The organism is Cellulomonas sp. Leaf395, assembly GCF_001424125.1.
Taxonomy (GTDB): Bacteria; Actinomycetota; Actinomycetes; order Actinomycetales; family Cellulomonadaceae; genus Cellulomonas.
In genome coordinates this window covers 287,902-310,318 of sequence record NZ_LMQI01000001.1, presented here as the reverse complement: position 1 = coordinate 310,318, position 22,417 = coordinate 287,902, and the positions used below count along the sequence as shown (strand labels likewise).

Here is a 22,417-nt window from a genome sequence, read left to right as displayed (position 1 = left end):
TGGCACGATCGCGCCATGACCGACGACGCCCCCGACGTGCTCGGCCCCGGCTGGACCGCGCGCACCCTGCCCCTGCGTCCCGACGGCGGCTCCCCCGACCCCGTCGCGACGCTCGTGCACCGGACCGGATCCCCCAGCCGACGCGCGCTGCTGTACGTGCACGGCTTCGTCGACTACTTCTTCCACACGCAGTTCGCGGACGCCCTCGCAGCACACGGGTACGACGTCTACGCGCTCGATCTGCGCGACTACGGCCGGTCCATCCGCGACGGCCGACCGCCCAACCACGTCACCGACCTGGGCGCGTTCGCGGAGGAGATCGACGCAGCGATCCGCATCATCCGCGCCGACCACGACGAGGTCGTCCTGCTGGGCCACTCGATGGGCGGGCTGGTCACCTCCCTGTGGGCCGACGCGCGCCGCGGGGAGGGGCTCATCGACGCGCTCGTGCTCAACAGCCCCTGGCTGGAGCTGCGCGGCTCGCGGTTCGAGCGCACCGTGTTCACCCGCGTGCTGGACGTCGTCGGCAAGGTCGCCCCGAACCTCGTCGTCGGCAAGATCGGTCCGTTCTACGGGCGCGCACTGCACCAGGGCACCGGCGGCGAGTGGGCCTACGACCTTGCGTGGAAGCCGATCGAGGGATTCCCGGCCCGCGCCGGGCTCGCCCGGACCATCCGCCGCGGCCACGCACGGGTGGCCGCAGGACTCGCCGTCGACGTCCCGGTGCTGCTGCTCGCCTCGGACGCCTCCGGCCCGGACGACGCGTGGCACGACGCCCTGCTGACCACCGACTCGGTGCTCGACGTGGCGGACATGAAACGGCTGGCACCGAAGCTCGGGCCGGACGTCAGGTTCGTCGAGATCCCCGGCGGCGCCCACGACCTGGCGCTGTCCCCCGCGCCCGCGCGGGACACCTACGTCGCGGAGGTCCTCGCCTTCCTGGACGCCCGGCTGCCGTGACCGCCACCATCGAGCGCGCTGTCGGGCGCGCCCGCTTGCGAGCACTGCGTATCGCCGCACGCTACCGCCGCACCCCGGTGGGCCTGCTGGTCCAGCGCACGGTCGACGGTGTCGTGGCCATCGAGCCGTTCGACCGGGCGATGACGCTCGCGGCGCAGTCGTTCGTGTCGATCGTCCCCGTGATGATCGTGGTGTCCGCCCTCCGGCCCTCACAGCCGGGGTTCGGCGCGTTCATGGCCGAGAGCATGGGACTGTCGAACGCCAGCCGTGACGCCCTCGCGGGCAGCGTCACCGCCGGCGCCACCGTGGGCAGCAGCGTCGGGGTGCTCGGCCTCCTCGTGGCGCTGGTCAGCGCCACGAGCTACTCGCGGGCCCTCGAGCGCATGTACGCCAAGGTGTGGCACGTCAAGCGGCCCGGTCTGCGCACCGCGTGGCGGTGGTTGGCGACCGTGCTGGCGGTGATCCTCGCCGTCGTGGTGCTGGAGCTGACCCGGGAGGCCACCGAGGGGACACCGCTGCCCGGAGTGTGGGACTTCCTGGTTCGCCTGGTCGTCTGGACGATCGTGTGGACGTACGTTCCTTGGGCGCTCCTGCGTGCCGAGGTCCCGCTACGGGCACTCGCGTTCACCGGTACCGTGACGGCTGCGCTCGTGAGCACGCTCAGCCTGGTCGGCATGATCTACCTGCCGATCGTCCTGGAGACAGGCGCGAACCAGTTCGGGGTGCTCGGGCTGGTGTTCGCCTACATCAGCTGGCTGTTCGCGTTCAGCTTCGCACTGGTGCTCGCCACCGTGGTCGGCCGCGCGTGCGCCGAGGACGAGGGGGCGCTCGGACGACTGGTCCGCGGGCGTCGCAACGACGCCGCCACGGAACCGCGCATCGTCACGGACTGACTCCGCCCGCCACAGGCTTCGGCTCCGGCTCCGCGGGCGCCACCAGCAGCGGCCGGTTGGTGACCACGAGCCAGGCCGCGAGCGTCGCGAGCAGCAGCGGGATCAGCAGCGCGACCTGCGGCACCACGGCGATGGCCATGAAGATGCTGAGCCACCCGTTGCGGGTGGCCGCGACGACGATGCCCACGACGGCGGCCCCGACGGCGAGCCCCAGCGGCACCCCGTCCCAGAACGTGGTGATCGCGAACCCGAGCGCGACGCCGACGAACAGCGCCGGGAAGATCCGGCCGCCGCGGAACCCGGAGGTGGCGGCGACGAGCAGCGCCAGCAGCTTGATGCCGGCCATCGCCAGGAATCCGAGCGCGGTGGTCGTCGCCGCCAGGCCGGGCAGCTCCTGCATCTGCGTCAGGCCCTTGAACAGCGTGACCTCACCGCCGAGGGCGCCCAGCAGACCGAGGATCAGCCCGCCGGTGGTGAGCATGAGCACGGGGTGGCCGATGCGCCGGAACAGCCGGTGCATCGGCACGAACAAATACACCGCGACCAGGCCGAGGAGCGCGGAGGCGACGGAGATGACGACCGCGAAGCCGAGGTCCTCCAGCCCGCCGTAGGTGTAGGTGGGGACCGCGACGGCCAGGTCCATGTCCTCCAGCTGCATCATCGTCAGGGAGCCCGCGGTGGCCGCGACGAGCGGCGGGAACAGCCGGTCCCAGAGCGGGATGCGACGGTCGCCCGGGTCCAGCTCCGAGAACAGCAGGGCCGCCGCGACGGGCGTGCCGAACATCGCGCCGATCGTCCCCGCGACGGCCATCATCAGCCAGATCGGGGCGTTCACCTTCGGCAGGAACCGCATCCCGAGCGCGACCGCGAGACCCACGTTGATGCCGATGATCGGGTTCTCCGGGCCCAGGCTCACGCCGCCCGCGAGCATCAGCACGAGAGCCAGCGCCAGACCCGGCAGCACCCGCAGCGGCAGGGGGTCCGCGACGAGCTCGAGGGTCGCCGGGTCCGGGCCCGCGTGCCCCGGCACGTACCGGACGACGAGCCCGATGAGCAGGCCCGTCGCCGTCAGCACCCCGATGATCCACACGGCGGAGTCCGACGTCAGCCCGACGGCCGCGCTCAGGTCGTCCCAGACCCAGTGCTCGATCGCACCGGCCAGGCGGCTGAGGCCGAGCAGCGTCAGGGCGCTCCCGATCCCGACGACGACGGCCGGCACGGCGAGCTTGAGGAGGTTCAGCACCGGCACCCGGAACGGTTCGGCCGCAACCGTCGGCGAGGGCTCGTGCGAGGGCGTCGCGCCGGCGACGTCGGGTGCGTCCGGGTCCGCCATGTCACGTGAGTAGCACACCCGCTGCGCGATGTCTCCTGTCCGGGTGCATCTGCGCCGGTCAGCGCGCGTCCGACAGTGCCCTGGTGTTGGCTGTCCGCATGACCACGCACCGTGAGGCCTGGCCCACCGGCACCCCGGCCTGGGCCGACATCACCGTCCCCGACCTGACCGTCGCCCGCGCGTTCTACGGTCCCCTGTTCGGCTGGGAGTTCGAGGCGGGCGGCCCCGAGCTCGGCTACTACACGCAGGCGTTGCTCGACGGCCGCCGCGTCGTCGGCCTCGGCGAGCCCATGGGCGACGACCCCGTGCCGCCCCCGGCCTGGTGCGTCTACCTCGCCGCCGACAACCTCGCCGCGACGGCCGAGGCCGTCCGGGACGCGGGCGGTCAGACGGTCGTCCACCCGATGACGATCATGGACTTCGGCAGCATGGCGATCTTCGTCGACCCCGCCGGGGCCGTGTTCGGCATCTGGGAGCCCGCCGACCACACCGGCTGGGACGTCGTCGACGAGCCCGGCTCCATGGTGTGGTGCGAGGTCATGGTGCACGACCAGCCGACGGCGGTCGCGTTCTACCAGCGGGTGTTCGGGTACACCGTCGAAGACCTCAGCGCCCCCGGCTTCACCTACGCGTCGCTGTCCCTGGACGGCCATCCCGCGGCCGGCGTCGGGGGCTACGGCGCCCAGGCGGGCGTCGGCGCCCCGGCGGCGTGGACGATCTACTTCGCGGTGACGGACACGGACGCCGCGGCCGCACGCGTGGCCGAGCTGGGCGGCGCGGTCGTCAGCGCGCCGACGGACAGCACGTTCGGGCGCATGGCGATCGTGTCCGGGCCGTTCGGCGAGGTCTTCGCGCTCATCGGACCGGTCGCTGGGTCCTGAGCTGACGGCCTCTCGAGCGGACCGGGTGCACGCGGCCGCGGACAGCGGCGCCTAGGCTGGCGGATCGTGAGCCTCCCGTCCGACGCGTTCCGGCACGTGGCCGCGCGCCCGCACGAGCCGCTGCGCACGTTCCACCCGCGCCGCGCTCCCCTGAGCCGCGAGCGCGAGGACGCCCTCGAGCACCTGTGGCCACAGCTCGGGTTCTCGGTGCACGACCCGGCCTCACCGATGCCGCGGACCGCTGACGGGCTCCTGGACGCAACGGCGCTCTTCGGTCGGTCCGCGCCGCTGGTGCTCGAGATCGGTTCGGGCATGGGTGAGACGACCGCCGCGATGGCTGCCGCAGACCCGTCACGGGATTATCTCGCCGTCGAGGCGCACCTCCCGGGCGTGGCCCACCTCCTGGGGCTGGTCGACCGCGCCGGGCTCACCAACGTCCGGGTCGCCCACGGCGACGCGCTCGACCTGCTCCGGACCGCTCTGCCCGCCTCACCGTCACCCGGCACGGGCGACGGGCCCCGTCCGGGGCTGGACGCCGTGCACGTGTTCTTCCCCGACCCGTGGCCCAAGGCCCACCACCACAAGCGTCGGCTCGTCCAGCCGTCGCACGTCGCGCTGCTGCGCTCGCGGCTCCGGGTCGGCGGCACCCTGCACTGCGCCACGGACTGGGTCGACTACGCGGACGCCATGCTCGAGGCGCTCACGGCCGACCCGTTCCTCGAGAACACCGCCGACGGGTTCGTCCCACGGCCCACTCACCGGCCGACCACCAAGTTCGAGCAGCGCGGCCTCGACCTCGGCCACGAGGTCCGTGACCTGGTCTTCCGGCGGGTCCGATGAGCACCTTCCGGATCGCTCTGGTCCCCGGGGTCAACCCGGACCGCTGGCTGCGCGTGTGGCAGCAGCGGCTGCCGGACGTGCCCGTCGAGCTGGTGCACACCTCCCCCGCCGAGGCCGTACCGCTGCTGCGCACCGGCGCCGCGGACGTCGCCCTCGTGCGGCTGCCGGCGGTCGGCGACGACCTGTCGACGATCCCCCTGTACACCGAGGCCACCGTCGTCATCGTGCCGAAGGACCACGTGGTCACCGTGGTCGACGAGCTCGACGCTGCGGACCTCGACGACGAGACCCTGGTCGTCCCCCTCGACGACCAGCTGCACTGGACCGACCCGCCGGGCACCCCGTTCGGGGGCGATCCCGTGCCGACGACCGCGGACGCGGTCGAGCTGGTCGCCGCCGGCGTCGGGGTCCTCGTGCTGCCGCAGTCGCTCGGCCGCCTGCACCAGCGCCGCGGCCTCACGGCACGCGTCGTGCGGGACGCCCCCGGGTCCGCCGTCGGCCTCGCCTGGGTCACCGACCGGTACGACGACCTCACCGAGGAGTTCATCGGCATCGTCCGCGGCCGCACGGCGACGAGCTCCCGCGGCCGTGGAGCCCCGCCGCCTCCCGAGCCGACCAGCCGAGGTCGCAAGCCCGGCGGGTCGAGCACGGGCACGTCCGCGTCCGGCAAGGGTGCCGGCGCACCAGCCAAGGCCGGGTCAGGCAAGGGCGGATCGACCAAGGGCGTGTCGGGCAAGAGCGCGGGCAAGGGTGGGTCCGGACGGTCGTCATCGGCCCACTCGTCGTCGCCGAAGAAGCCCAACCCCCGCAAGCCCCGCCCGGGCCGCTGAGCGACCACCGCCGCCTGCCCGCTCGACCCGCCTCCTGCCCGCGACCCAGCCACGAGTGCCGCCATCAGGTGCTGCAACGTCACCTATGGCTCGTTCGCGCGGGATGGTTCACGACGGGACGCCCGCGTCGGCAGGGCGTTGGCGAGTGGATCAGCTCGTGCCGGATGCCGCCTTGCGGTCTGCGTCAGCCTTGCGGTCCGCCTCGCGCGACTCCTTGAGACGCTCCTCCAGGCGGACCTGGGCGGCGATCTCGCGCTCGCGGACCAGCCAGTTGGGCGGCTCGGCCTGCAGCGCCTCGATCTCCTCGGTGGTCAGCGGGTCGGTGATCCCACCGCGGGCCAGCCCGCTGATCGAGATGCGCAGCCGGCCGGCGATAACGCTGCGCGGGTGCGGCCCGTCGCGGCGGAGGTCCACCAGCCACTGCGGGGGCGTGCGCTGGAGCTCGGTCAGCTCGTCGCGCGTGATCATCCGGTTCTGGAAGTCCTCCGGGGTCGCCGGCAGGTACACGTCGAGCTTGGCGGCGGCGGTGGACGCCTTCATCTCCTGGGACTTCTTCGCGGGTGTCACGCGTCAAGGGTAGGCCCCGCCACCACACGACGACGTCCGAGGAAGTGCGCGCTCTGGCAGGCACTTCCTCGGACGTTGCGGGTCACCACCTGTTCTTTGTGGTCGCGCCCACCCTTCGCTCCACTCCAGCTCAGCGCTCCGGCAGAACGGGGTGCGTGTGCCAGATGCGCTCGATGTAGTCGCGCATGCTGCGGTCCGAGGAGAAGAAGCCCGAGCGGGCCACGTTGAGGACCGCCGACCGGGTCCACGCCTCGGTGTCCGCGTAGGCCTCGTCGACCCGCTCCTGGGCGTCGATGTACGCCTGGTAGTCGGCCAGCACGAGGAACCGGTCCTCGGAGAGCAGGTTGGACACGATGGGCTCGAACGTCGCCCGGTCCCCGCCGGAGAACGTCCCGGACGCGATGAGGTCGAGCGCGTGCCGCAGCGAGCGGTTCTCCTCGTAGTAGGAGGTCGGGTGGTACCCGCGGTCCACGATCTCGGCGACCTCGGGCTCCAGCAGACCGAACAGGAAGAAGTTGTCGTCGCCCACCAGCTCGCGGATCTCGACGTTCGCGCCGTCGTCGGTGCCGATGGTCAGGGCACCGTTGAGCGCGAACTTCATGTTTCCGGTGCCCGACGCCTCCTTGCCTGCCAACGAGATCTGCTCCGACAGGTCGGCCGCGGGGATGAGCTTCTCCGCGAGCGTCACGTTGTAGTTGGCGGGGAACGCCACGGTCAGCCGGCCCTGCAGCGCGGGGTCGTTGTTGACGACGCGACCGACGGCGTTGATCAGGCCGATGGTCTGCTTCGCCATCTTGTAGCCAGGGGCCGCCTTCGCGCCGAAGGCGAAGGTGCGCGGCGTGACGTCCTCGATCTTCACGGCACCCGAGGTCACCCGGTCGTACAGCGTGACGACGTGCAGAAGCTTGAGCGTCTGCCGCTTGTACTCGTGCAGCCGCTTGACCATGACGTCGAGCATCGTGTCCGGGTCGAACGTGATGCCGTCGCGCGCCGCGAGGACGTCGACCAGCCGGAGCTTGTTCGTGCGCTTGACGGTCCGGAACGCCTCCCGGAAGCCGGCGTCGTCGGCCAACGACTCCAGCTCCTTGAGCTTGCCCAGGTCCGTGACCCAGCCGTCGCCGATCGCCGAGGTGATCAGCTCCGACAGCCCCGGGTTGGCCAGCCGCACGAACCGTCGCGGGGTGACGCCGTTCGTGACGTTGGTGAACTTGTCCGGGAAGTGGTCGGAGAAGTCGTGCAGGACCTTGTCCTTGAGCAGCTGCGAGTGCAGGGCGGCCACCCCGTTGACCTTCGATCCGGCGACCGTGGCCAGGTACGCCATCCGGACCGCGCGCTCGGGGTACTCGGCGATGATCGACATGCGGCGCACGCGCAGCTCGTCGTCCGGATAGGCCACTCGCAGCTCGTCCATGAAGAGCTCGTTGATCTTGTAGATGATCTCGAGGTGCCGCGGCAGCAGCTTGCCCAGCAGCTCCACCGACCAGACCTCCAGGGCCTCGGGCAGCAGGGTGTGGCACGTGTACGCGAAGCACTTCTGCGTGACGGCCCAGGCCTCGTCCCACTCCCAGCCTCGCTCGTCGACGAGGATCCGCATGAGCTCGGGGATCGCGATGACGGGGTGGGTGTCGTTGAGCTGGAAGATGATGCGGTCGGGCAGGTTGCGCAGGTCGAAGTCGCGCGGCAGGACCTGGTCGAGGAAGTCGCGCAGCGAGCACGCGACGAAGAAGTACTGCTGCTGGAGGCGCAGCTCCTTGCCCTGCGGCGTCGAGTCCTCCGGGTAGAGGACCTTCGAGATGTTCTCCGCGAACGTCTGCGCCCGGACGGCCTGCGCGTAGTCGCCGGCGTTGAAGATCTCCAGGTCGAACGCACGCGTCGCGCGAGCGCTCCACAGCCGCAGGGTGTTCACGCGGCCGTTCTCGAAGCCGGGGACCATGTAGTTGTAGGGAACACCGAGGACGCTCCAGCCCGGGACCCAGCGGGACCGCGTGACACCCTCGTCGTCGTACTGCTCGGTGTGCCCGCCGAAGTCGACGGTGACGGCCGACTCCGGGTGCGGGAACTCCCACGGCGACCCGAGCGCCAGCCAGTTGTCGGGCTTCTCCACCTGCCAGCCGTCGACGAACGTCTGGCGGAAGATCCCGTACTCGTAGCGGATGCCGTAGCCGATGCACGGGACGTTCATCGTGGCGAGCGAGTCGATGAAGCACGCCGCGAGCCGACCGAGGCCGCCGTTGCCGAGGCCGGGCTCGACCTCCGCCTCGCGCAGCTCCGCCAGGTCGATGCCCAACGACGCCAGCCCTTCCTCGACGACCTCGTCCAGGTCGGCGGCGAGCAGGGCGTTGTCCAGCTGCCGGCCCAGGAGGAACTCGGCCGACAGGTACGCGACCGACTTCGCCTGGATCTTGTACTGGTGGCGCAGCGTGGCCAGCCACCGGACCATCAGGTAGTGGCGCACGGTGCGCGCCATCGCGAGGTACTTGTCGTTCACCGAGGCGCGCGTCAGGTCGGTGCCCTGCCCGAAGTTGAGCTCCCGCAGGAACTCCCTGACAAACCCGTCCACGGTGTGCTCGGGGGTGGCGATGGGAGTCGTGTTGTCCGTCACCCTCGCCACGGTAGCGGGCGACCCGGGCCAGAGCGCACTCGTGCGATCACTCGTAACAAACGGACTGGTCACACCCTGGCGGCGCGTACGGCCAGTCCCTACTGTGAGGCTCAAGGGCCGGGAGCAGTCCTGCGACCGCCACCGACGAAGGAGCGCGTGCGCGCATGGTCGTCTTTCTCATCCGGGCCTGCATCTTCCTGGCGTCGGCGGCTCTCGGGCTGTGGATCGCGTCGTTGTTCGTCGACGGGTTCACCGTGACGGCGTCGGGGTTCCTCGTCGCCGTCGTCGTGTTCGCGGTCCTGCAGAGCATCCTCACACCCTGGTTCCAGTCGGTGACCCAGAGGCACGCGAATGCGCTCACGGGTGCGGTCGGCCTCGTCACCACGGTCGTCGCGCTGTTCGTCGCGACGCTCGTCGGGGACGGCCTGACCATCAGCGGGACCAGCGCGTGGGTCGTCGGCTCGCTCACGGTCTGGATCGTCACGATGCTCGGGACGCTGATCCTCCCGCTGATCTTCCTGCGCAACCGCGTGGAGAAGCGGCGAGCCGCCGCCTGACGGGTCAGCGTGTCGGGCGCACCAGCGGGAACAGGATCGTGTCGCGGATGCCCAGCCCGGTGAGGTTCATGACCAGCCTGTCGACGCCCAGGCCCATCCCGCCCGTCGGCGGCATCGCGTACTCGAGGGCGGTGAGGAAGTCCTCGTCCACCTGCATCGCCTCCGGGTTGCCCGCGGCGGCCAGCAGCGACTGCGCGACCAGGCGGCGGCGCTGCTCGAGCGGGTCGACCAGCTCGGAGTAGGCGGTGCCCTGCTCGGAGGCGAAGATCACCAGGTCCCACTTCTCGGCCAGCCGGGGGTCGACGCGGTGCTCGCGGGTCAGCGGCGAGTTCTCCTTGGGGAAGTCGGTGTAGAAGACGGGCGTCGTCGTGGTGCTCTCGCAGAGCAGGCCGTAGATCTCCTCGAGAACCACCGCCCAGCTGGCGCCCGGCTCCAGCTCGAGCCCGAGGGCGTCGGCGTGCCGGCGGAGCACCTCGACGGGCGTGTCCGCCGTGATCTCCTCCCCGAGCTTCTCCGAGACGGCCTGGCAGACGGTCTTGACCGGCCAGGTGCCGGACAGGTCGTACTCGGTCACCGTTCCGTCGGCGTCCGCACGGCGCGCGATCGGTGACCCGTACACCGCGGTGGCAGCCTCCTGGATCAGCTCCTGCGTGGTGACGCGCATGGTGTCGTAGTTGCCGTACGTCTCGTACATCTCGAGCGACGTGAACTCCGGGTTGTGCTTGAAGTCGACGCCCTCGTTGCGGAACTGCCGCCCGATCTCGAACACCTTCTCCATGCCGCCGACGACCAGCCGCTTGAGGTGCAGCTCCGTGGCGATGCGCAGGTAGAGGTCCATATCGTAGGCGTTGATGTGCGTCTCGAACGGGCGGGCGTTGGCACCGCCGTGGATGACCTGGAGCATCGGCGTCTCGACCTCGGCGAACCCGCGGGCGTGCAGCGAGTCACGGATGCTGCGCACGATCGTCGCGCGCGTGTAGGCGATGTCCCGCGCGGCCGGCCGGACGATCAGGTCGACGTAGCGCGCGCGCACGCGGGCCTCGGGGTCGGTCAGACCCTTGTGCTTGTCGGGCAGCGGGCGCAGCGACTTGCTGGTGATCTGCAGCGACTCGGCGCGCACCGAGAGCTCGCCGCGCTTCGTCGTGACGACCTCGCCGGTGACCCCGAGGTGGTCGCCGAGGTCGACGTCGTGGCGCCACAGCTCGAGGTCGGCCGCGCTCACGACGTCCGCGCCCACCATGACCTGCAGGTCGCCGCTGCCGTCCCGCAACGTCCCGAACCCGAGCTTCCCGCCGTCCCGCATGCGGATGAGCCGTCCCACCACCGACACCTGCCGTCCGGTGGCGGTGTCCGGCGCGAGCTCGCCGGCCTCGGCACGGACGGCCGCGAGCGTGTGGGTCCGCGGGTACGTGACCGGGTACGGGTCGATGCCGCGGGCGCGCAGCCGGTCCGCCTTCTCGCGGCGCACACGCTGCTGCTCCGGCAGCCTGTGCGCGGACATCGCCTCCTCGACGGCGTCGGGGGCGACGGGGATCTGCGCCGCGACCTGCGCCGCGTAGTCCTCCCCCGCGCGGTCCAGCGCGCCGGTCTCGGCCGACCGTCCCCGCCGGTTGAGGAGCTTCAGGGACGGGCGCGTGAGAAAGCCCTCGGCGCTGCCCGCCGCCGTCCCGACCCGGGGCAGGTCCGAGGTGTACTCGAAGCAGATGAACCGGGGCTGCCACTCGGGCTGGTACTTGGCGTTGGAGCGGTAGAGCGACTCGAGCTGCCAGTTCCGGCTGGCCAGCACCAGCGACTGCCGCCACAACCGTGCGATGGGTCCGGCACCCACCTCTTCCCCCCGCTCGAACGCCTCCCGGAACATCGCGAAGTTCAACGACACGCGCCCCGCACCGAACGCGGTGGCGCGCTCCGCGAGCGAGGCGATCATGAGCTCGACCAGGCCGTTGTCCGCGGTCGGGTCCCGACGCATCAGGTCGAGGGACACGCCCGTGCGGCCCCACGGGACGAAGCTGAGGAACGCGCGCAGCTGCCCGTCGACGTCGTGCGCCTCCACCAGCACGCAGTCGGCGTCCAGCCTGTCGCCGAGCCGGCCGAGCGCCATCGAGAAGCCCCGCTCGTCGCCCCCGTCACCACGCCACTGCGCCGCCGCCGCGTCCAGCGCTGCGAACTGCGCCGCGTCCAGGGACCCGTGCTTGGTCACGCGGGTGGTGTACCCCTTGCGCTGCAGCCGGGTCACCGACTGCCGGACCGCCTTCATCCCCGGGCCGGTCAGCGAGAACGTCCGCATGTCGAGGATCGCCTCGTCGCCGATCTCCCACGCCGACAGCCCCGCCTCCGTGTAGGCCAGCGCCCCCGTCGTCCCGGCGCCCATGACCGCCAGCGACCAGCCGTTGAGCCGCGCCTGCCGACGCCACTGCTCGATCGCTGCGGGCCAGTGCAGCGGGTCCCCCACGGGGTTGCCGCTGGCCAGGCTCACCGAGCCGACCACCCGGTACGACACCCCGGCCCGCGCAGTCGCCGCGTCCCCCGACTCCCACACCACCGACTTGTCCCGGCGCGTGGCGAAGTAGCCGAGCGAGTCCTCCGACCCGAACTCCCGCAGCAGCGTCCGGACCCGCGCCTCGTCGGCCGCGTCGAGCGTGCGTGTGTACGACGGCGAGCGGAACAGCAGGATCGTGGCGCCGATGACCGTCGCCGCGCCGAGGAGGTTGATGATCCCCCGGACCCACCAGGGGGCCGTCGCGGCGCTCGCGCTGTCCACCTTCCCGAGCTCGCCGAGCATCGCGTCCCAGACGAAGTACGCCGCCGACCCGCTGTCGGGGGCGTCCCCGAACGTGGTGACCAGCCACGCCCCCACGAACAGGGTCACCGCTCCGCCGACCAGGAACAGTGCGAGCGCGCGCCAGAAGCTCCCGCGCACCGTCCGCGCGCTGAACTGCGGGCGCGCCCGCAGAGCGATGACCAGACCACCGGTGACCAGCACCAACCCGGCCACGTTCAGCCAGGAACCCCCGTCGACGAGGTCCCCGATCCGGCCCACCTGCGGCAGCAGCAGCCACCAGACGACGAAGATCCACCACGCGGCGCGCAGCCGGCGGTGCAGCGCCGCGGCGATGCAGGCCAGCAGCGCTGCGTAGACGATGTTGGGGATGATCGGGATGGTGAGCATCGAGACGGCGTCGTCGGGCTGCGCGAAGTAGCGCCGGAACGACGGGACGGCCGCCGAGACCAGCACCAGCGCGCAGGCGACGAACATGACCGCGGCGAAGCGGTCCGGCCACCGGTCGTCCAGACGCGTCGGCTGGCCCACGGCCGGTCGCCGGTCGACGGCCTCCGGGACCGCCTCGGTGCTCGTCACGACGTCGGTCATGTGCCCCTCGTTTCCCGAGGCGGCCTGCGCCGCGTGCTCGTCGACCCTCGCCCCCGCAGGCGCGCTCAGTCGCTGCCGGAAGCCTGTGTGGAACATAACGGGGGCGCAGGGCGAGGCGCCAGGCTCGGTCACGGCGCCGACAGGGACGGCAGTCGCGAGACTGAAGGCGCGGAGCCCGTGAGCACCGCGCCGTGTGCGGTGCTCCGAACGCCGAACAGCATCCCGTGTGCCGCCCGGGCGACAACCTTGACCGGTGGCGCCGGTGCGGAGAACAATCGGGGCAAACCTCGCGAAAGGTGCTCACGGCGCTACACCCTCGCTGAGCGCGAAGGAGAACCTCGTGAGCAGCCGAACACTTGGCGCACTTCTGGCATCCGTGGCGCTCGTCGTCGCTGCCGCGGCACCCGGGTCCGCGTCACCCGGGATGGCCCAGGTGCGTGCAGGCGTCGGGCAGGAGAGCTGCCCTCAGGAAGTCGTCGGGCCTGATGGCGGCTGGTACAAAGTGGAGGACCTGACGTCCGTCACCGAGACGGTCGCCGTTCCGGAGGGCTACGACGTGGACGCGCTCTGCTACAAGGCCGCGACGATCGTGAGATACGGCGCGGACTTCGTCGTCAACGGGGACGGCACGGTGACAGTCACCTCGACGGTCGTCAACAAGCGGGGACTGCCCCAGGCAATCAGCCACGTCTCGCTGCACCTCGTCGCGGCGGGCACGGGCCTGACGCCGAACGAGTGCGTGTCGCAGCCGGCCGGGCCGATCACGCCGAGCTCGGCCGGGTGGCAACTTTACGGCGCCGCTGAGTTTGTCGAGGGGGGCCTGAGCATCAGCTCCCAAGACTTCGTCGCGGGTGGCATCTCGGCTATCACCGACTTCTCCCTCCAGGACGCCCTGAACCTAGGCTTCGAGGCCGACACCACGTCGGTCGAGGGCGTGCAGACGGTTGAGATCGTCCTGACCACCCCCGAGGGCGACCTGCACTACAACCGCATCGCTGACAACTTCTACAGCTGGGACCCGCTGCTCCCGCCCAACCCAGGGGTGGGCTACCCCTACGTGGGCACGCTGCAGGATGCACTGGACACGGCGGGCAACCTGGCCGTGACGTCGGTGACGTTCGTGTTTTCCACGGACAGCTTCAATGGGGTTGTGCTGACGAGCCTGTCGTTCAACTGCCGAGAGTTCACCTTCGATACGAACGTGTCCGAACCAAGCTGACCGACCCTCACGCCGCTCGTGCAGCGTGACGCCAGCGTGCGAAGAGTCCAGGGATCGGCCGCGTCAGTGCCTGCGGGCGCCCGCGCCGGAGCAGCCGGCGCCGTGATCCCTTGAGCGGGAGGCCGACGGCGCCACATGGACATGGAGTGGTCGGATCGTCGTCGCGCCCGCGGGATCAGCCGAGCGGGCGGCTGCTCGAGCGCACCGCCGCGACGAGCGCGACGGACACCAGGACCACGGCAGCGATCCACAGGACCGGCGCCGGAGTCGGCTCGACCCACGACGCACCGTAGCCGGCGCCGCGCGGCCGACCCGCACGCGCGGTGGTGTACGACGAACGAGGGCCCGGCCGATGGCCAGGCCCTCATGTCGAACAGCTGTGCGCCCGAAGGGACTCGAACCCCCAACCTTCTGATCCGTAGTCAGATGCTCTATCCATTGAGCTACGGGCGCATGACCCCGCAGGGCCGGAGACGACGATACAGGCCAGGAGCCCGGCATCCCAAACCGGATCGACGTGAGCCGTCACACGCTCGTGGCAGGATCGCGCCCATGTCGTCCACGGCGAACCGCATCGGCACGGGTGGCGGCCGGTGGGGCATGCGGGCGGACGTGCTGCGGCACGGCGACGGCCACGACAGCAGCCGGGTCGGTTACGTGGAGCTGTTCTTCGACCTGGTGTTCGTGTTCGCGGTCACGCAGCTGTCGCACAGCCTCATCACGCACCCCGACCTGACCACGCTCCTGCACACCCTGATCCTGGGCTGGGCGGTGTGGTGGCTGTGGATCGACACCACGTGGGTGACCAACTGGCTGGACCCGGACCAGGTGCCGGTCCGAGCCATGCTGCTCGTCCTCATGCTGCTGGGCCTGTTGATGTCGAGCGCCATCCCGGAGGCGTTCGAGGGCAAGGCGCTGCTGTTCGCGGTCCCGTTCGTGCTGATCCAGGTGGGGCGGACGCTCTTCACGGTGTGGGCGATGGGCCGGCACTGGCCCGAGAACGCCGAGAACTTCGTGCGGATCACGGTGTGGCTGAGCGTCTCCGGGGCGCTGTGGATCGGCGGGGCGCTCGCCGACGAGCAGACACGGCTGGTGCTCTGGATCGTCGCGGCACTGCTCGACATGGCCGGTCCCCGCGCGCTGTTCTGGGTGCCGGGGCTCGGTCCGACCAACCCGCACACCTGGTCCGTCCGTGGCTCGCACATGGCCGAGCGGGTGTCTCTGTTCCTCATCATCAGCCTGGGCGAGTCGATCATCGTGACCGGCACCGCGTTCGCGGAGCTGGAGGTCGACGGAGTGACCGTGCTGGCGTTCCTGGCCGCGTTCGTCAGTACGGTGCTCATGTGGCTGCTGTTCTTCGACCGGTCCGAGCAGTCCGCCACCGCCTACTTCTCGTCGCGGACCAACCCGGGGATGGTCGCGCAGACCGCCTACACGTACGTCCCGTTCCTGCTGATCGTGGGCATCGTGCTCACCGCGGTCGCCGACGAGGTGGTTCTCCTGCACCCCCTCGGGCACACCGACACGTGGACCGCGGGCCTCATCTGCGGCGCGGCGGCCGTGTATCTGCTGGGGAACGCGTTCTTCCGACGAGCCACCGGTGGTCGGTGGTCGGTCACGCACCTGGTCGGCGTCGTCGTGGTGCTGGCGGCGTTCCTGCTGAGGGACGCGCTGACGCCGCTCGCACTGAACTGGGCGTCCAACGGGGTGCTGCTGGCGGTCATCGTCGGCGACGTCGTCTTGAGCCGGCGGGCCGGGCACAGCAACAGCCCGGACCCTGAGGGTTCGGGCTGTTCTGAGAGCGGAGACGGTGGGATTTGAACCCACGGAAGGCTTACGCCTTCACGACCTTAGCAGGGTCGCGCACTAGACCGGGCTATGCGACGTCTCCAGGACCAGCACAGGGTACCCGTGCCGGTGGCCCACCACCAAAGCGGCCTCTGACCTGCTGCTACGCCTTGGGCGTCCACTGGTTGGCCCGGACGTTCTGCGCCGCCAGCCGCGCCGACTCCTCCAGGCGGGCCGCGCGGGTCGCCTCACGCTTGGCCTGCACGATCCACTCGAGGATGGCTCGCCGGGCCGAGGGCGGGAACGCGTCGAAGTTCTGCCTGGAGCCGGGGTAGCGGTCGAACGCCGCGCCCAGGTCGTCAGGGACGACCAGGTTCTCGACGTCGTCGAGCAGCGTCCAGGAGCCGTCGGCCTTGGCCGCGTCGATGACGGCGCGGCCGGCCGGTGTCATCCGGCCCTCGGCCTCCAGCCGGACGATGCGTGCCTTGTTCGTCCGCGCCCAGCCGCTGCCCGCCTTGCGACGCGTGAACCAGAGTGCCCGGCGCTCGTCGTCGAGCGTGCGTCCCGCCGAGTCGATCCAGCCGACGCAGAGCGCCTCCTCGACGGCGAGCTCGTACTTCACGGACGGCTTGCCGGTGGGCGCCTTCCACGACACCAGCCACGCACCGGTCTGCGTCGCGTGGTTCGCGAGCAGCCAGTCGCGCCACTGCTCCACCGTCTCCGCGTGCACCTGCGGGGCGTCGTCCCTGCCTGCCATGCGTCCTCCTCGTCAGTCGCTGCGTGAGGCGGCTTCCCGGGCCGCCGCGGCCGAGTCGCGCGTGCGTTCCGCGCGGTGGAGCTCGCGTTCCGCCGTGGCGAGCTCGCGCTCGTCGGCACGGAGCGTCTGCTGCGCGGTGCCGACCTCCTTGTCCGCGACCGTGGCGGCCTTCCCGGCGGCGGCGAGCCGGCGGCGGGCCTCCGCGAGCGCGCGCACCAGGTCGTCTTCCTCCTGGTGGGCGCGCGCGGCGGCCTCCTCGGTCCGCGCGACCTCGGCGGCGCTCTCCTCGCGAGCCGCGACCGCCGCGTCGTGGCGCCGCCGCGCCTCGGTGGCCACGCGTTCCGCCTGTTCCCACGCGGCTTGGGCCTCGTCGCGGGCGCGCTGCTCGCGCTCCTCGCGGCGGCGTCGGCGGTCCCGCTCCGCGGCGGACTCCCCGGTCGGATCGGCCCTCTCCGACTCCCCCACCAGCCGGAGCTTCCCGCGCGCGGGGGTCGCCTTCGGGGGCTTCGGTGGGCGTGGCGGTGCGGGGGCGGGTGTCGACGCCTCCGCATCGGGCGTCTCCGCGCTGCCGAACCCCGCGTACTCGCGTGCGGCGGTCAGGCGTCCCGAGACCACCTCGCGGGCGACGGCCGGGTCGGCCAGAGCGGCCGTGAGGGTGGCGTCGAGCTCCTGCACCACGGCGTCGCCGATCTTCTGCCCGGTCGGCTGCGCGAGCTTGCGGGCACGAGCGACCAGCGAACGGACCAGCTGACGCCGCTGCTTCGACAGCTCACGTAGGGCGGGCCCGTCGAGGGACTTCTCGGCCTCGCGCAGACCTTCGCCGAGGGCGACGATCTGCGTGGCGAGGTCGGCATCGTCGCGCACGAGCAGGTTGACCAGCCACGCGGAGACGGTGGGCTTGCGGAGCTCACCGATGGCCTCGGCCAGCGCACGGTCCTTGTCCGCGCGGGCGGCCTTGACCGCGGCGTCGCGCCGGGCGATGAACTCGGCCGGCGCACCGGAGTACAGGTCGTCGACGACGTCGTCGAGCTCGCTCATCGGACCCCTCCGGCAGTCGGGTGCACGGTCTGACCCTGCCACGCGGGCCTCCGTCCGCGCACCGGTGTCGTCCCAGGTCGCGCGCGGGACGGGTCGCGGTGATTATCTGGGACGACGGATCGAGCAGCGGTCCGATGCGCGGCCCCCGGAGATGACGATGGTCGACGACGCCGTGCGACTTCAGCCGTTCGGTGGGACCGGTCCGTCGACCCTCGACGTCCCGCGGTCGGTCGACGACGCCCTGCGCGCCGTCGTCGGCTGGCCGGACGATCTGCTGCCCGGCCAGGGCGCGACGCGCGAGCTCTGGGAGCTCCTGGCGACCCTGGGCGCCGCCGACCTCGGCGTCGCGCGCGCGGTCGAGCCGCACCTGGACGCCCGGGCGATCCTCGCGCAGGCCGGCGCGCCCGCCCGCGACGGCCGGACCTGGGGGGTGTTCGCCGCCGAGGGGCCCGGTGTGCGGCTGGATGCGGTCGAGGTCGGCGAGGGCTGGCGGCTGGGCGGGACGAAGCCGTGGTGCTCGCTGGCCGGGAGGCTGGACGCCGCGCTGGTCACCGCCCACCTCGCCGACGGCGGGCGCGCACTGTTTGCGGTCGACCTGCATGATCCCGGGGTCCGGGTGCTCGACCAGGTGTGGGCGTCCCGCGGGTTGACGGAGATCCCCAGCACCGCGGTGGCGTTCGACGACGTCGCCGCGACACCCGTCGGCGCGCCCGGCTGGTACCTGGACCGTCCCGGGTTCTGGTGGGGCGGCATCGGGGTGGCCGCCTGCTGGTTCGGCGGGGCCGTCGGGATCGGTCGACGCGTGCACGCCGAGACGGCGCGGCGCGACGACCCGCTGCTCGCGATGCACCTCGGTGCGGTCGACCACCGGCTCGAGGACGCTCGGCGCGCGCTCGCCGAGGCCGCGTCCCTCGTCGATGGGTACGCGCTCGACGCGGTGCAGGGCCGCGTCCTGGCCAAGCGCGTCCGGGCGACCGTCGCGGGCGTCTGCGAGGACGTGCTCGCGCGCGCGGCGCACGCTCTCGGCCCTGCTCCCCTGGCGCTCGAGCCCGAGCACGCCAAGCGGGTCGCCGACCTGCAGGTCTACGTGCGCCAGCAGCACGCCGAGCGTGACGACGCGTCGCTGGGGCGGTCGCTGGCGTCGGAGGGACCGCCGTGGTGACGTTCGACGGTCGCGCGCCCGGCACGCCCGCCGCCGTGTGGTCCGCCGACTCTCGCTTCCGGGACCTCCCTGCGCTCGCCCTGCGACGGACGGGACGCACGGTGGTCGTCGCCGCGCACCCCGACGACGAGACCCTGGGCGCCGGCGGCATCCTGGCCGAGCTGGCCGACGCGGGGCACCCGGCCGAGGTGGTGGTCGTCTCCGACGGCACCGCCTCCCACCCGGGATCCCCGACCCTCGACGCGGACGCGCTCGCCGGGCGCCGGTGGGCGGAGGTCGTCGAGGCGGTGCACGAGCTCTCGCCCGGCTCGACCATCACGATGCTGGGCCACCCGGACGGCGGCCTGCGCGAGGAGCGCGACGCGGTCGAGGCCGACCTGCGTGCGCTGCTGACCGACGGGCCCCCGGTCGACCAGCTCGTCGCGACCTGGCGCGGCGACGGGCACCGGGACCACCGGATCGTCGGCGAGGTCTGCGCGACCCTGGCCGACGAGCTCGGCTGCACGTTCCTGGAGTACCCGCTGTGGCTGTGGCACTGGGCCACCCCGGACGACTCCCGGGTGCCCTGGGACCGGCTTCGGGTGGTCGAGCTGGCGGACCGGTCGGTGGTCCGCAAGCACCGGGCCGTCGCCGCGCACGCCACGCAGGTCCGGCCGCTCTCGGCGGACCCCCGCGACGCGCCGACGCTGCACCCGGCGTTCCTGCGCATGTTCGACCGCGACGTCGAGGTCGTCGTCGCGCAGGAGCCCGCCCGGCCCACGCTGACGGGAGAGTTCTTCGACGCCACCTACGACCGGCACGACGACCCCTGGGGGTACACCGACCGGTGGTACGAGGAGCGCAAGCGCGCCCTCACCCTGGCCTCGCTCCCGGACCGGCGGTACCGGGACGTCCTCGAGGTCGGCTGCGGGATCGGCGTGCTCACCGCGCTGCTGGCCGAGCGCGCGGACCACGTGCTCGCCGTCGACGTGTCGGGGGCCGCGGTCGAGCGAGCCAGGGAGCGCGTCGCTACCCTGACGCAGGTGGACGTGCAGGTCGCCGACGTAGCCGACGCCGTGCCCGCGGGCTCGTTCGACCTCGTCGTCCTGTCCGAGGTGGGCTACTACGTCGACCGCGCGACGCTGGACCGGGTGCTCGCCGACCTGCGGGCCCGCCTCGCGCCCCGCGGCACCCTCCTCGCCTGCCACTGGCGCCACCCGGTCGACGCGTACCCCCTGACCGGCGACGAGGTGCACCGGGTGCTGCGCCGGACCACCGACCTGACGCTCCTGGCGGAGCACCGCGAGAAGGACTTCCTGCTCGACGTGTACGGCGACGACGCCCGATCGGTGGCGCAACGGACGGGGCTGGCATGAGACCGCGGATCGAGCACGTGGTCGTCGTCGTGCCGGCTCGCGACGAAGAGGCGCTGGTCGGTCGGTGCCTGGGTGCGCTGCAGGCAGCCCGGCAGGCGGCTCGGGCGGTGCTGCCCGGCCTCACGGTCGATCTGGTCCTCGTGCTCGACCGATGCACGGACGGCACCCGGTCCGTCGCGCTCGGGCACCTCGACGTGCGGCTCGTGGACCTCGACGCGGGCCGGGCCGGTGCCGCGCGCGCCGCGGGCGTGCGCGACGCCCTCGACCGTTCGACCTCCGACGCCGACCGCACGTGGCTGGCCAGCACCGACGCCGACTCCGTCGTCCCGGAGGGCTGGATCCTGGAGCAGGTGCGGCTGGCGGACGCGGGTGCCGACGTCGTGGTCGGCACCGTCCGGCCCGACCCCACCGACCTCACCCCGACGCAGGTCGCCGCGTGGCGCGCGACCCGCGTCCCCGGTCGACCCAACGGGCACGTGCACGGCGCCAACCTGGGCGTGCGGGCAGACGCCTACCTGCGAGCGGACGGCTTCCCCGACCTGCCCGAGCACGAGGACGTCGCCCTCGTGGCTGCGCTCGCCGCGTCGGGGGCGCGCGTCGTCGCGACGGACGCCTGCGACGTGCTCACCTCCGGGCGCCTGATCGGCCGGACGCCCGGCGGGTACGCCGGTTACCTGCGCTCGGCGTTCGGTGCTGGGGAGGACTCGGTGGCCGACGAGGCCGAGTCGGCGTGAGCCAGCTCGAAGAGCACCTTGCGCTGCTCGACGGACGCCTCGGTCAGCCGCACCCGGACGTCCTCGCCCAACGGCAGCGAGACCCCCTCGATGCGTCCACGGACGGCCGGGTCACGCAGCTGGACCACCCCGGTGTCGCGGTCGGCACGCACGTCGACGACCGCACCGTCGAACACCTCGCCCTCCCGCCCGGTCAGCAGCGCCGCCTCGACCAGGTCCAGGCAACCGCGCTCGTACTCGGCGGCGCGCTTGTCCCCTGACGCCATGAGGCCCGGCAGCTCCGGCAGCGCGTCGCGGACCCAGTCCGGCACCGGGCGGTTCGCGCACAGCGCGAGGCACGTCTCGCCGACGAACCGGTCCACCAGCCGGCGCAACGGCGCGGTCGTGTGGGCGTAGGGCGCGGCGATCGCGGCGTGCATGGTGGCCGTCGGCACTTCGCCGTCGAACGCCACGTAGGCCGCTCCGCGCAGCAGCGAGGTCGCGTCGGTGAGCAGGGCTGCGTGGGCGGGCTCCCCCGCGTCGAGGTCGCGGATGATGTCGCCCGGGGTCGCGCCCTGTGGCCACGGCACGCCCAGCGCGTGCGCGGACAGGCGCAGCCGCTCGACGTCACGGGGGTCCGAGTCCGGCAGCGTCCGCACGATGCCGATGCGGCCGTCCAGCATGAGCCGGGCCGCGCACATGCCGGTGAGCAGCGAGATCTGCGCGTTCCACTCCTCGACCGGCAGCGTCGCGCGGCTGCCCAGGGTCCACACCCCGTCGGCGCCCTGCTCGACCACCTGCTCCGGGGTCGGCAGCGTGATCCCACCACGCGCACGTTCCGCGGCCTCCCGGAGGATGCCCACCTCTCGCAACAGCTGGAGCGTCTCGTCGGCCGTGCCCTCGTCCAGGGCCGTCTGCGCACCCGTGTACGTCAACTGAGCCCGGCTCTGGACAGAGGCACGGCGCACGTCGACGTCGACGGGCGCTCCGTCGGCGTCGAGGTCGATCGTCCACAGCAGAGCCGGCGACACCTGGTCCGGCAGCAGGCTCGCGACCCCCTCCGACAGCAACGGCGGGTGCAGCGGTGTCCGACCGTCCGGGGCATAGAGGGTCTCGACGCGCGCGCGGGCCTCGTCGTCGATCGCGCCGCCCGGTGACACCCACGCGGCGACGTCGGCGATCGCGTACCGCACCCGGAAGCCGTCGTCGCGGCGCTCGATGTGCACCGCCTGGTCCAGGTCCTTCGAGCCCTCGGGGTCGATGGTGACGAACGGGATGTCCGTGGCGTCGGACCGCTCTCCCTCAGGCGCGCCGGCCGCGGCGGCCTTCGCCTCGTCGAGCACGTGCGGCGGGAACTCCGCCGGCACGCCGAGCTCCACACGCAGGGCGTCGAGGCCGCGCCGCACCAGCACGTCGACGGCTTCACCCTGCGCCTCCTGCGGCGGGCGGGCGTGCAGCTGCACGTGGCGTCGGGGCACGGCGCGAGCCTAGGTGCGGCCCGGCGGCGGCGCCCGTCGGACGCGGACTGGTCGTCAACCCGACCGGCGACGTG

General features: G+C 72.3%; 18 protein-coding genes and 2 tRNA genes. 11 read left to right on the top strand and 9 right to left on the bottom strand.

Annotation, left to right across the window (positions count from 1 at the left end; translation table 11 throughout):
- The first annotated feature begins 15 nt into the window (after positions 1-15).
- Together ASG23_RS01505 and ASG23_RS01500 are read left to right on the top strand one after the other, a co-directional pair.
- The gene (locus tag ASG23_RS01505; protein ID WP_056019079.1) at positions 16-960 is read left to right on the top strand and encodes an alpha/beta hydrolase; all 945 of its coding nucleotides are present in this window, start codon (positions 16-18) and stop codon (positions 958-960) included.
- Entirely contained in the window at positions 957-1,853 is an 897-nt protein-coding gene (locus tag ASG23_RS01500) for a YhjD/YihY/BrkB family envelope integrity protein (RefSeq protein WP_056019077.1), read from the top strand. The genes ASG23_RS01505 and ASG23_RS01500 overlap by 4 nt, the downstream gene beginning before the upstream one ends.
- On the opposite strand, the gene ASG23_RS01495 is transcribed toward ASG23_RS01500, so the two are convergent.
- Positions 1,843-3,186, bottom strand: a complete 1,344-nt coding sequence (locus ASG23_RS01495) for an ion channel protein (RefSeq protein ID WP_082515653.1) — start codon at positions 3,184-3,186, stop codon at positions 1,843-1,845. The genes ASG23_RS01500 and ASG23_RS01495 overlap by 11 nt on opposite strands.
- A 98-nt stretch (positions 3,187-3,284) precedes the next feature.
- Between ASG23_RS01495 and ASG23_RS01490 the strand changes: the two genes are divergently transcribed.
- The 3 genes from ASG23_RS01490 (at position 3,285) to ASG23_RS01480 (ending at position 5,737) form a co-directional block, all read left to right on the top strand.
- Entirely contained in the window at positions 3,285-4,067 is a 783-nt protein-coding gene (locus tag ASG23_RS01490) for a VOC family protein (protein ID WP_056019074.1), read from the top strand.
- Positions 4,068-4,133: 66 nt separating this feature from the next.
- On the top strand, positions 4,134-4,907 hold the full coding sequence (gene trmB, locus ASG23_RS01485; RefSeq protein WP_056019071.1) for a tRNA (guanosine(46)-N7)-methyltransferase TrmB: 774 nt from the start codon (positions 4,134-4,136) through the stop codon (positions 4,905-4,907).
- Positions 4,904-5,737, top strand: coding sequence for a substrate-binding domain-containing protein (locus ASG23_RS01480; RefSeq protein WP_056019068.1), 834 nt, complete (start codon positions 4,904-4,906; stop codon positions 5,735-5,737). The genes trmB and ASG23_RS01480 overlap by 4 nt, the downstream gene beginning before the upstream one ends.
- Positions 5,738-5,887: 150 nt before the next feature.
- On the opposite strand, the gene ASG23_RS01475 is transcribed toward ASG23_RS01480, so the two are convergent.
- A complete protein-coding gene (locus tag ASG23_RS01475) occupies positions 5,888-6,277 on the bottom strand; it encodes a DUF5997 family protein (protein ID WP_200941498.1) in 390 nt (129 codons plus the stop codon).
- A 157-nt stretch (positions 6,278-6,434) separates the two neighbouring features.
- The gene (locus ASG23_RS01470) at positions 6,435-8,906 is read right to left on the bottom strand and encodes a glycogen/starch/alpha-glucan phosphorylase (protein WP_056020593.1); all 2,472 of its coding nucleotides are present in this window, start codon (positions 8,904-8,906) and stop codon (positions 6,435-6,437) included.
- Between the two features lie 164 nt (positions 8,907-9,070).
- Between ASG23_RS01470 and ASG23_RS01465 the strand changes: the two genes are divergently transcribed.
- Entirely contained in the window at positions 9,071-9,463 is a 393-nt protein-coding gene (locus ASG23_RS01465; RefSeq protein ID WP_056019062.1) for a phage holin family protein, read from the top strand.
- 4 nt (positions 9,464-9,467) lie between these two features.
- Here ASG23_RS01465 and lysX read toward each other — a convergent pair whose 3' ends face one another.
- Positions 9,468-12,833: a bifunctional lysylphosphatidylglycerol synthetase/lysine--tRNA ligase LysX gene (gene lysX / locus ASG23_RS01460; RefSeq protein WP_082515651.1), complete on the bottom strand. Its 3,366-nt coding sequence runs from the start codon at positions 12,831-12,833 to the stop codon at positions 9,468-9,470.
- 376 nt (positions 12,834-13,209) lie between these two features.
- Between lysX and ASG23_RS01455 the strand changes: the two genes are divergently transcribed.
- Positions 13,210-14,052, top strand: coding sequence for a hypothetical protein (locus ASG23_RS01455; RefSeq protein WP_157465466.1), 843 nt, complete (start codon positions 13,210-13,212; stop codon positions 14,050-14,052).
- A 380-nt stretch (positions 14,053-14,432) separates the two neighbouring features.
- Here ASG23_RS01455 and ASG23_RS01450 read toward each other — a convergent pair.
- Positions 14,433-14,505: transfer RNA gene (locus ASG23_RS01450), tRNA-Arg, on the bottom strand.
- Between the two features lie 99 nt (positions 14,506-14,604).
- On the opposite strand from ASG23_RS01450, the gene ASG23_RS19375 reads away from it, so the two are divergent.
- Positions 14,605-15,873, top strand: coding sequence for a low temperature requirement protein A (locus ASG23_RS19375; protein WP_162242648.1), 1,269 nt, complete (start codon positions 14,605-14,607; stop codon positions 15,871-15,873).
- Here ASG23_RS19375 and ASG23_RS01435 read toward each other — a convergent pair.
- The 3 genes from ASG23_RS01435 to ASG23_RS01425 form a co-directional block, all read right to left on the bottom strand.
- A tRNA-Ser gene (locus tag ASG23_RS01435) sits at positions 15,855-15,943 on the bottom strand. The genes ASG23_RS19375 and ASG23_RS01435 overlap by 19 nt on opposite strands.
- A 60-nt stretch (positions 15,944-16,003) precedes the next feature.
- Positions 16,004-16,597, bottom strand: a complete 594-nt coding sequence (locus tag ASG23_RS01430; RefSeq protein WP_056019050.1) for a YdeI/OmpD-associated family protein — start codon at positions 16,595-16,597, stop codon at positions 16,004-16,006.
- A gap of 12 nt (positions 16,598-16,609) precedes the next feature.
- Entirely contained in the window at positions 16,610-17,635 is a 1,026-nt protein-coding gene (locus tag ASG23_RS01425; protein ID WP_056019047.1) for a hypothetical protein, read from the bottom strand.
- A gap of 157 nt (positions 17,636-17,792) precedes the next feature.
- Between ASG23_RS01425 and ASG23_RS01420 the strand changes: the two genes are divergently transcribed.
- From ASG23_RS01420 to ASG23_RS01410, 3 genes are read left to right on the top strand one after another with little or no spacing between them, the layout of a single operon-like run.
- Positions 17,793-18,797 carry an acyl-CoA dehydrogenase family protein gene (locus ASG23_RS01420; protein ID WP_056020586.1) on the top strand — a complete coding sequence of 335 codons (1,005 nt, stop codon included), beginning with the start codon at positions 17,793-17,795 and terminating at the stop codon, positions 18,795-18,797.
- Complete coding sequence (locus tag ASG23_RS01415; RefSeq protein WP_056019044.1) at positions 18,791-20,152, top strand: PIG-L family deacetylase; 1,362 nt, start codon at positions 18,791-18,793, stop codon at positions 20,150-20,152. Before ASG23_RS01420 ends, ASG23_RS01415 begins: the two co-directional genes overlap by 7 nt.
- Positions 20,149-20,886, top strand: a complete 738-nt coding sequence (locus ASG23_RS01410; RefSeq protein ID WP_056019041.1) for a glycosyltransferase — start codon at positions 20,149-20,151, stop codon at positions 20,884-20,886. Before ASG23_RS01415 ends, ASG23_RS01410 begins: the two co-directional genes overlap by 4 nt.
- Here ASG23_RS01410 and ASG23_RS01405 read toward each other — a convergent pair.
- Complete coding sequence (locus ASG23_RS01405) at positions 20,823-22,343, bottom strand: RNB domain-containing ribonuclease (protein ID WP_235520793.1); 1,521 nt, start codon at positions 22,341-22,343, stop codon at positions 20,823-20,825. The two genes, ASG23_RS01410 and ASG23_RS01405, sit on opposite strands and share 64 nt — an antisense overlap.
- Positions 22,344-22,417 lie beyond the last annotated feature (74 nt).

Excerpts from the sequence above, each read along its gene's own strand:
- ASG23_RS01505 (WP_056019079.1), top strand. The coding sequence starts at position 16 with ATGACCGACGACGCCCCCGACGTGCTCGGCCCCGGCTGGACCGCGCGC.
- ASG23_RS01495 (WP_082515653.1), bottom strand. The coding sequence starts at position 3,186 with ATGGCGGACCCGGACGCACCCGACGTCGCCGGCGCGACGCCCTCGCAC.
- ASG23_RS01490 (WP_056019074.1), top strand. The coding sequence starts at position 3,285 with ATGACCACGCACCGTGAGGCCTGGCCCACCGGCACCCCGGCCTGGGCC.
- ASG23_RS01480 (WP_056019068.1), top strand. The coding sequence starts at position 4,904 with ATGAGCACCTTCCGGATCGCTCTGGTCCCCGGGGTCAACCCGGACCGC.
- ASG23_RS01475 (WP_200941498.1), bottom strand. The coding sequence starts at position 6,277 with ATGAAGGCGTCCACCGCCGCCGCCAAGCTCGACGTGTACCTGCCGGCG.
- ASG23_RS01465 (WP_056019062.1), top strand. The coding sequence starts at position 9,071 with ATGGTCGTCTTTCTCATCCGGGCCTGCATCTTCCTGGCGTCGGCGGCT.
- lysX (WP_082515651.1), bottom strand. The coding sequence starts at position 12,833 with ATGACCGACGTCGTGACGAGCACCGAGGCGGTCCCGGAGGCCGTCGAC.
- ASG23_RS19375 (WP_162242648.1), top strand. The coding sequence starts at position 14,605 with ATGTCGTCCACGGCGAACCGCATCGGCACGGGTGGCGGCCGGTGGGGC.
- ASG23_RS01430 (WP_056019050.1), bottom strand. The coding sequence starts at position 16,597 with ATGGCAGGCAGGGACGACGCCCCGCAGGTGCACGCGGAGACGGTGGAG.
- ASG23_RS01425 (WP_056019047.1), bottom strand. The coding sequence starts at position 17,635 with ATGAGCGAGCTCGACGACGTCGTCGACGACCTGTACTCCGGTGCGCCG.
- ASG23_RS01420 (WP_056020586.1), top strand. The coding sequence starts at position 17,793 with ATGGTCGACGACGCCGTGCGACTTCAGCCGTTCGGTGGGACCGGTCCG.
- ASG23_RS01410 (WP_056019041.1), top strand. The coding sequence starts at position 20,149 with ATGAGACCGCGGATCGAGCACGTGGTCGTCGTCGTGCCGGCTCGCGAC.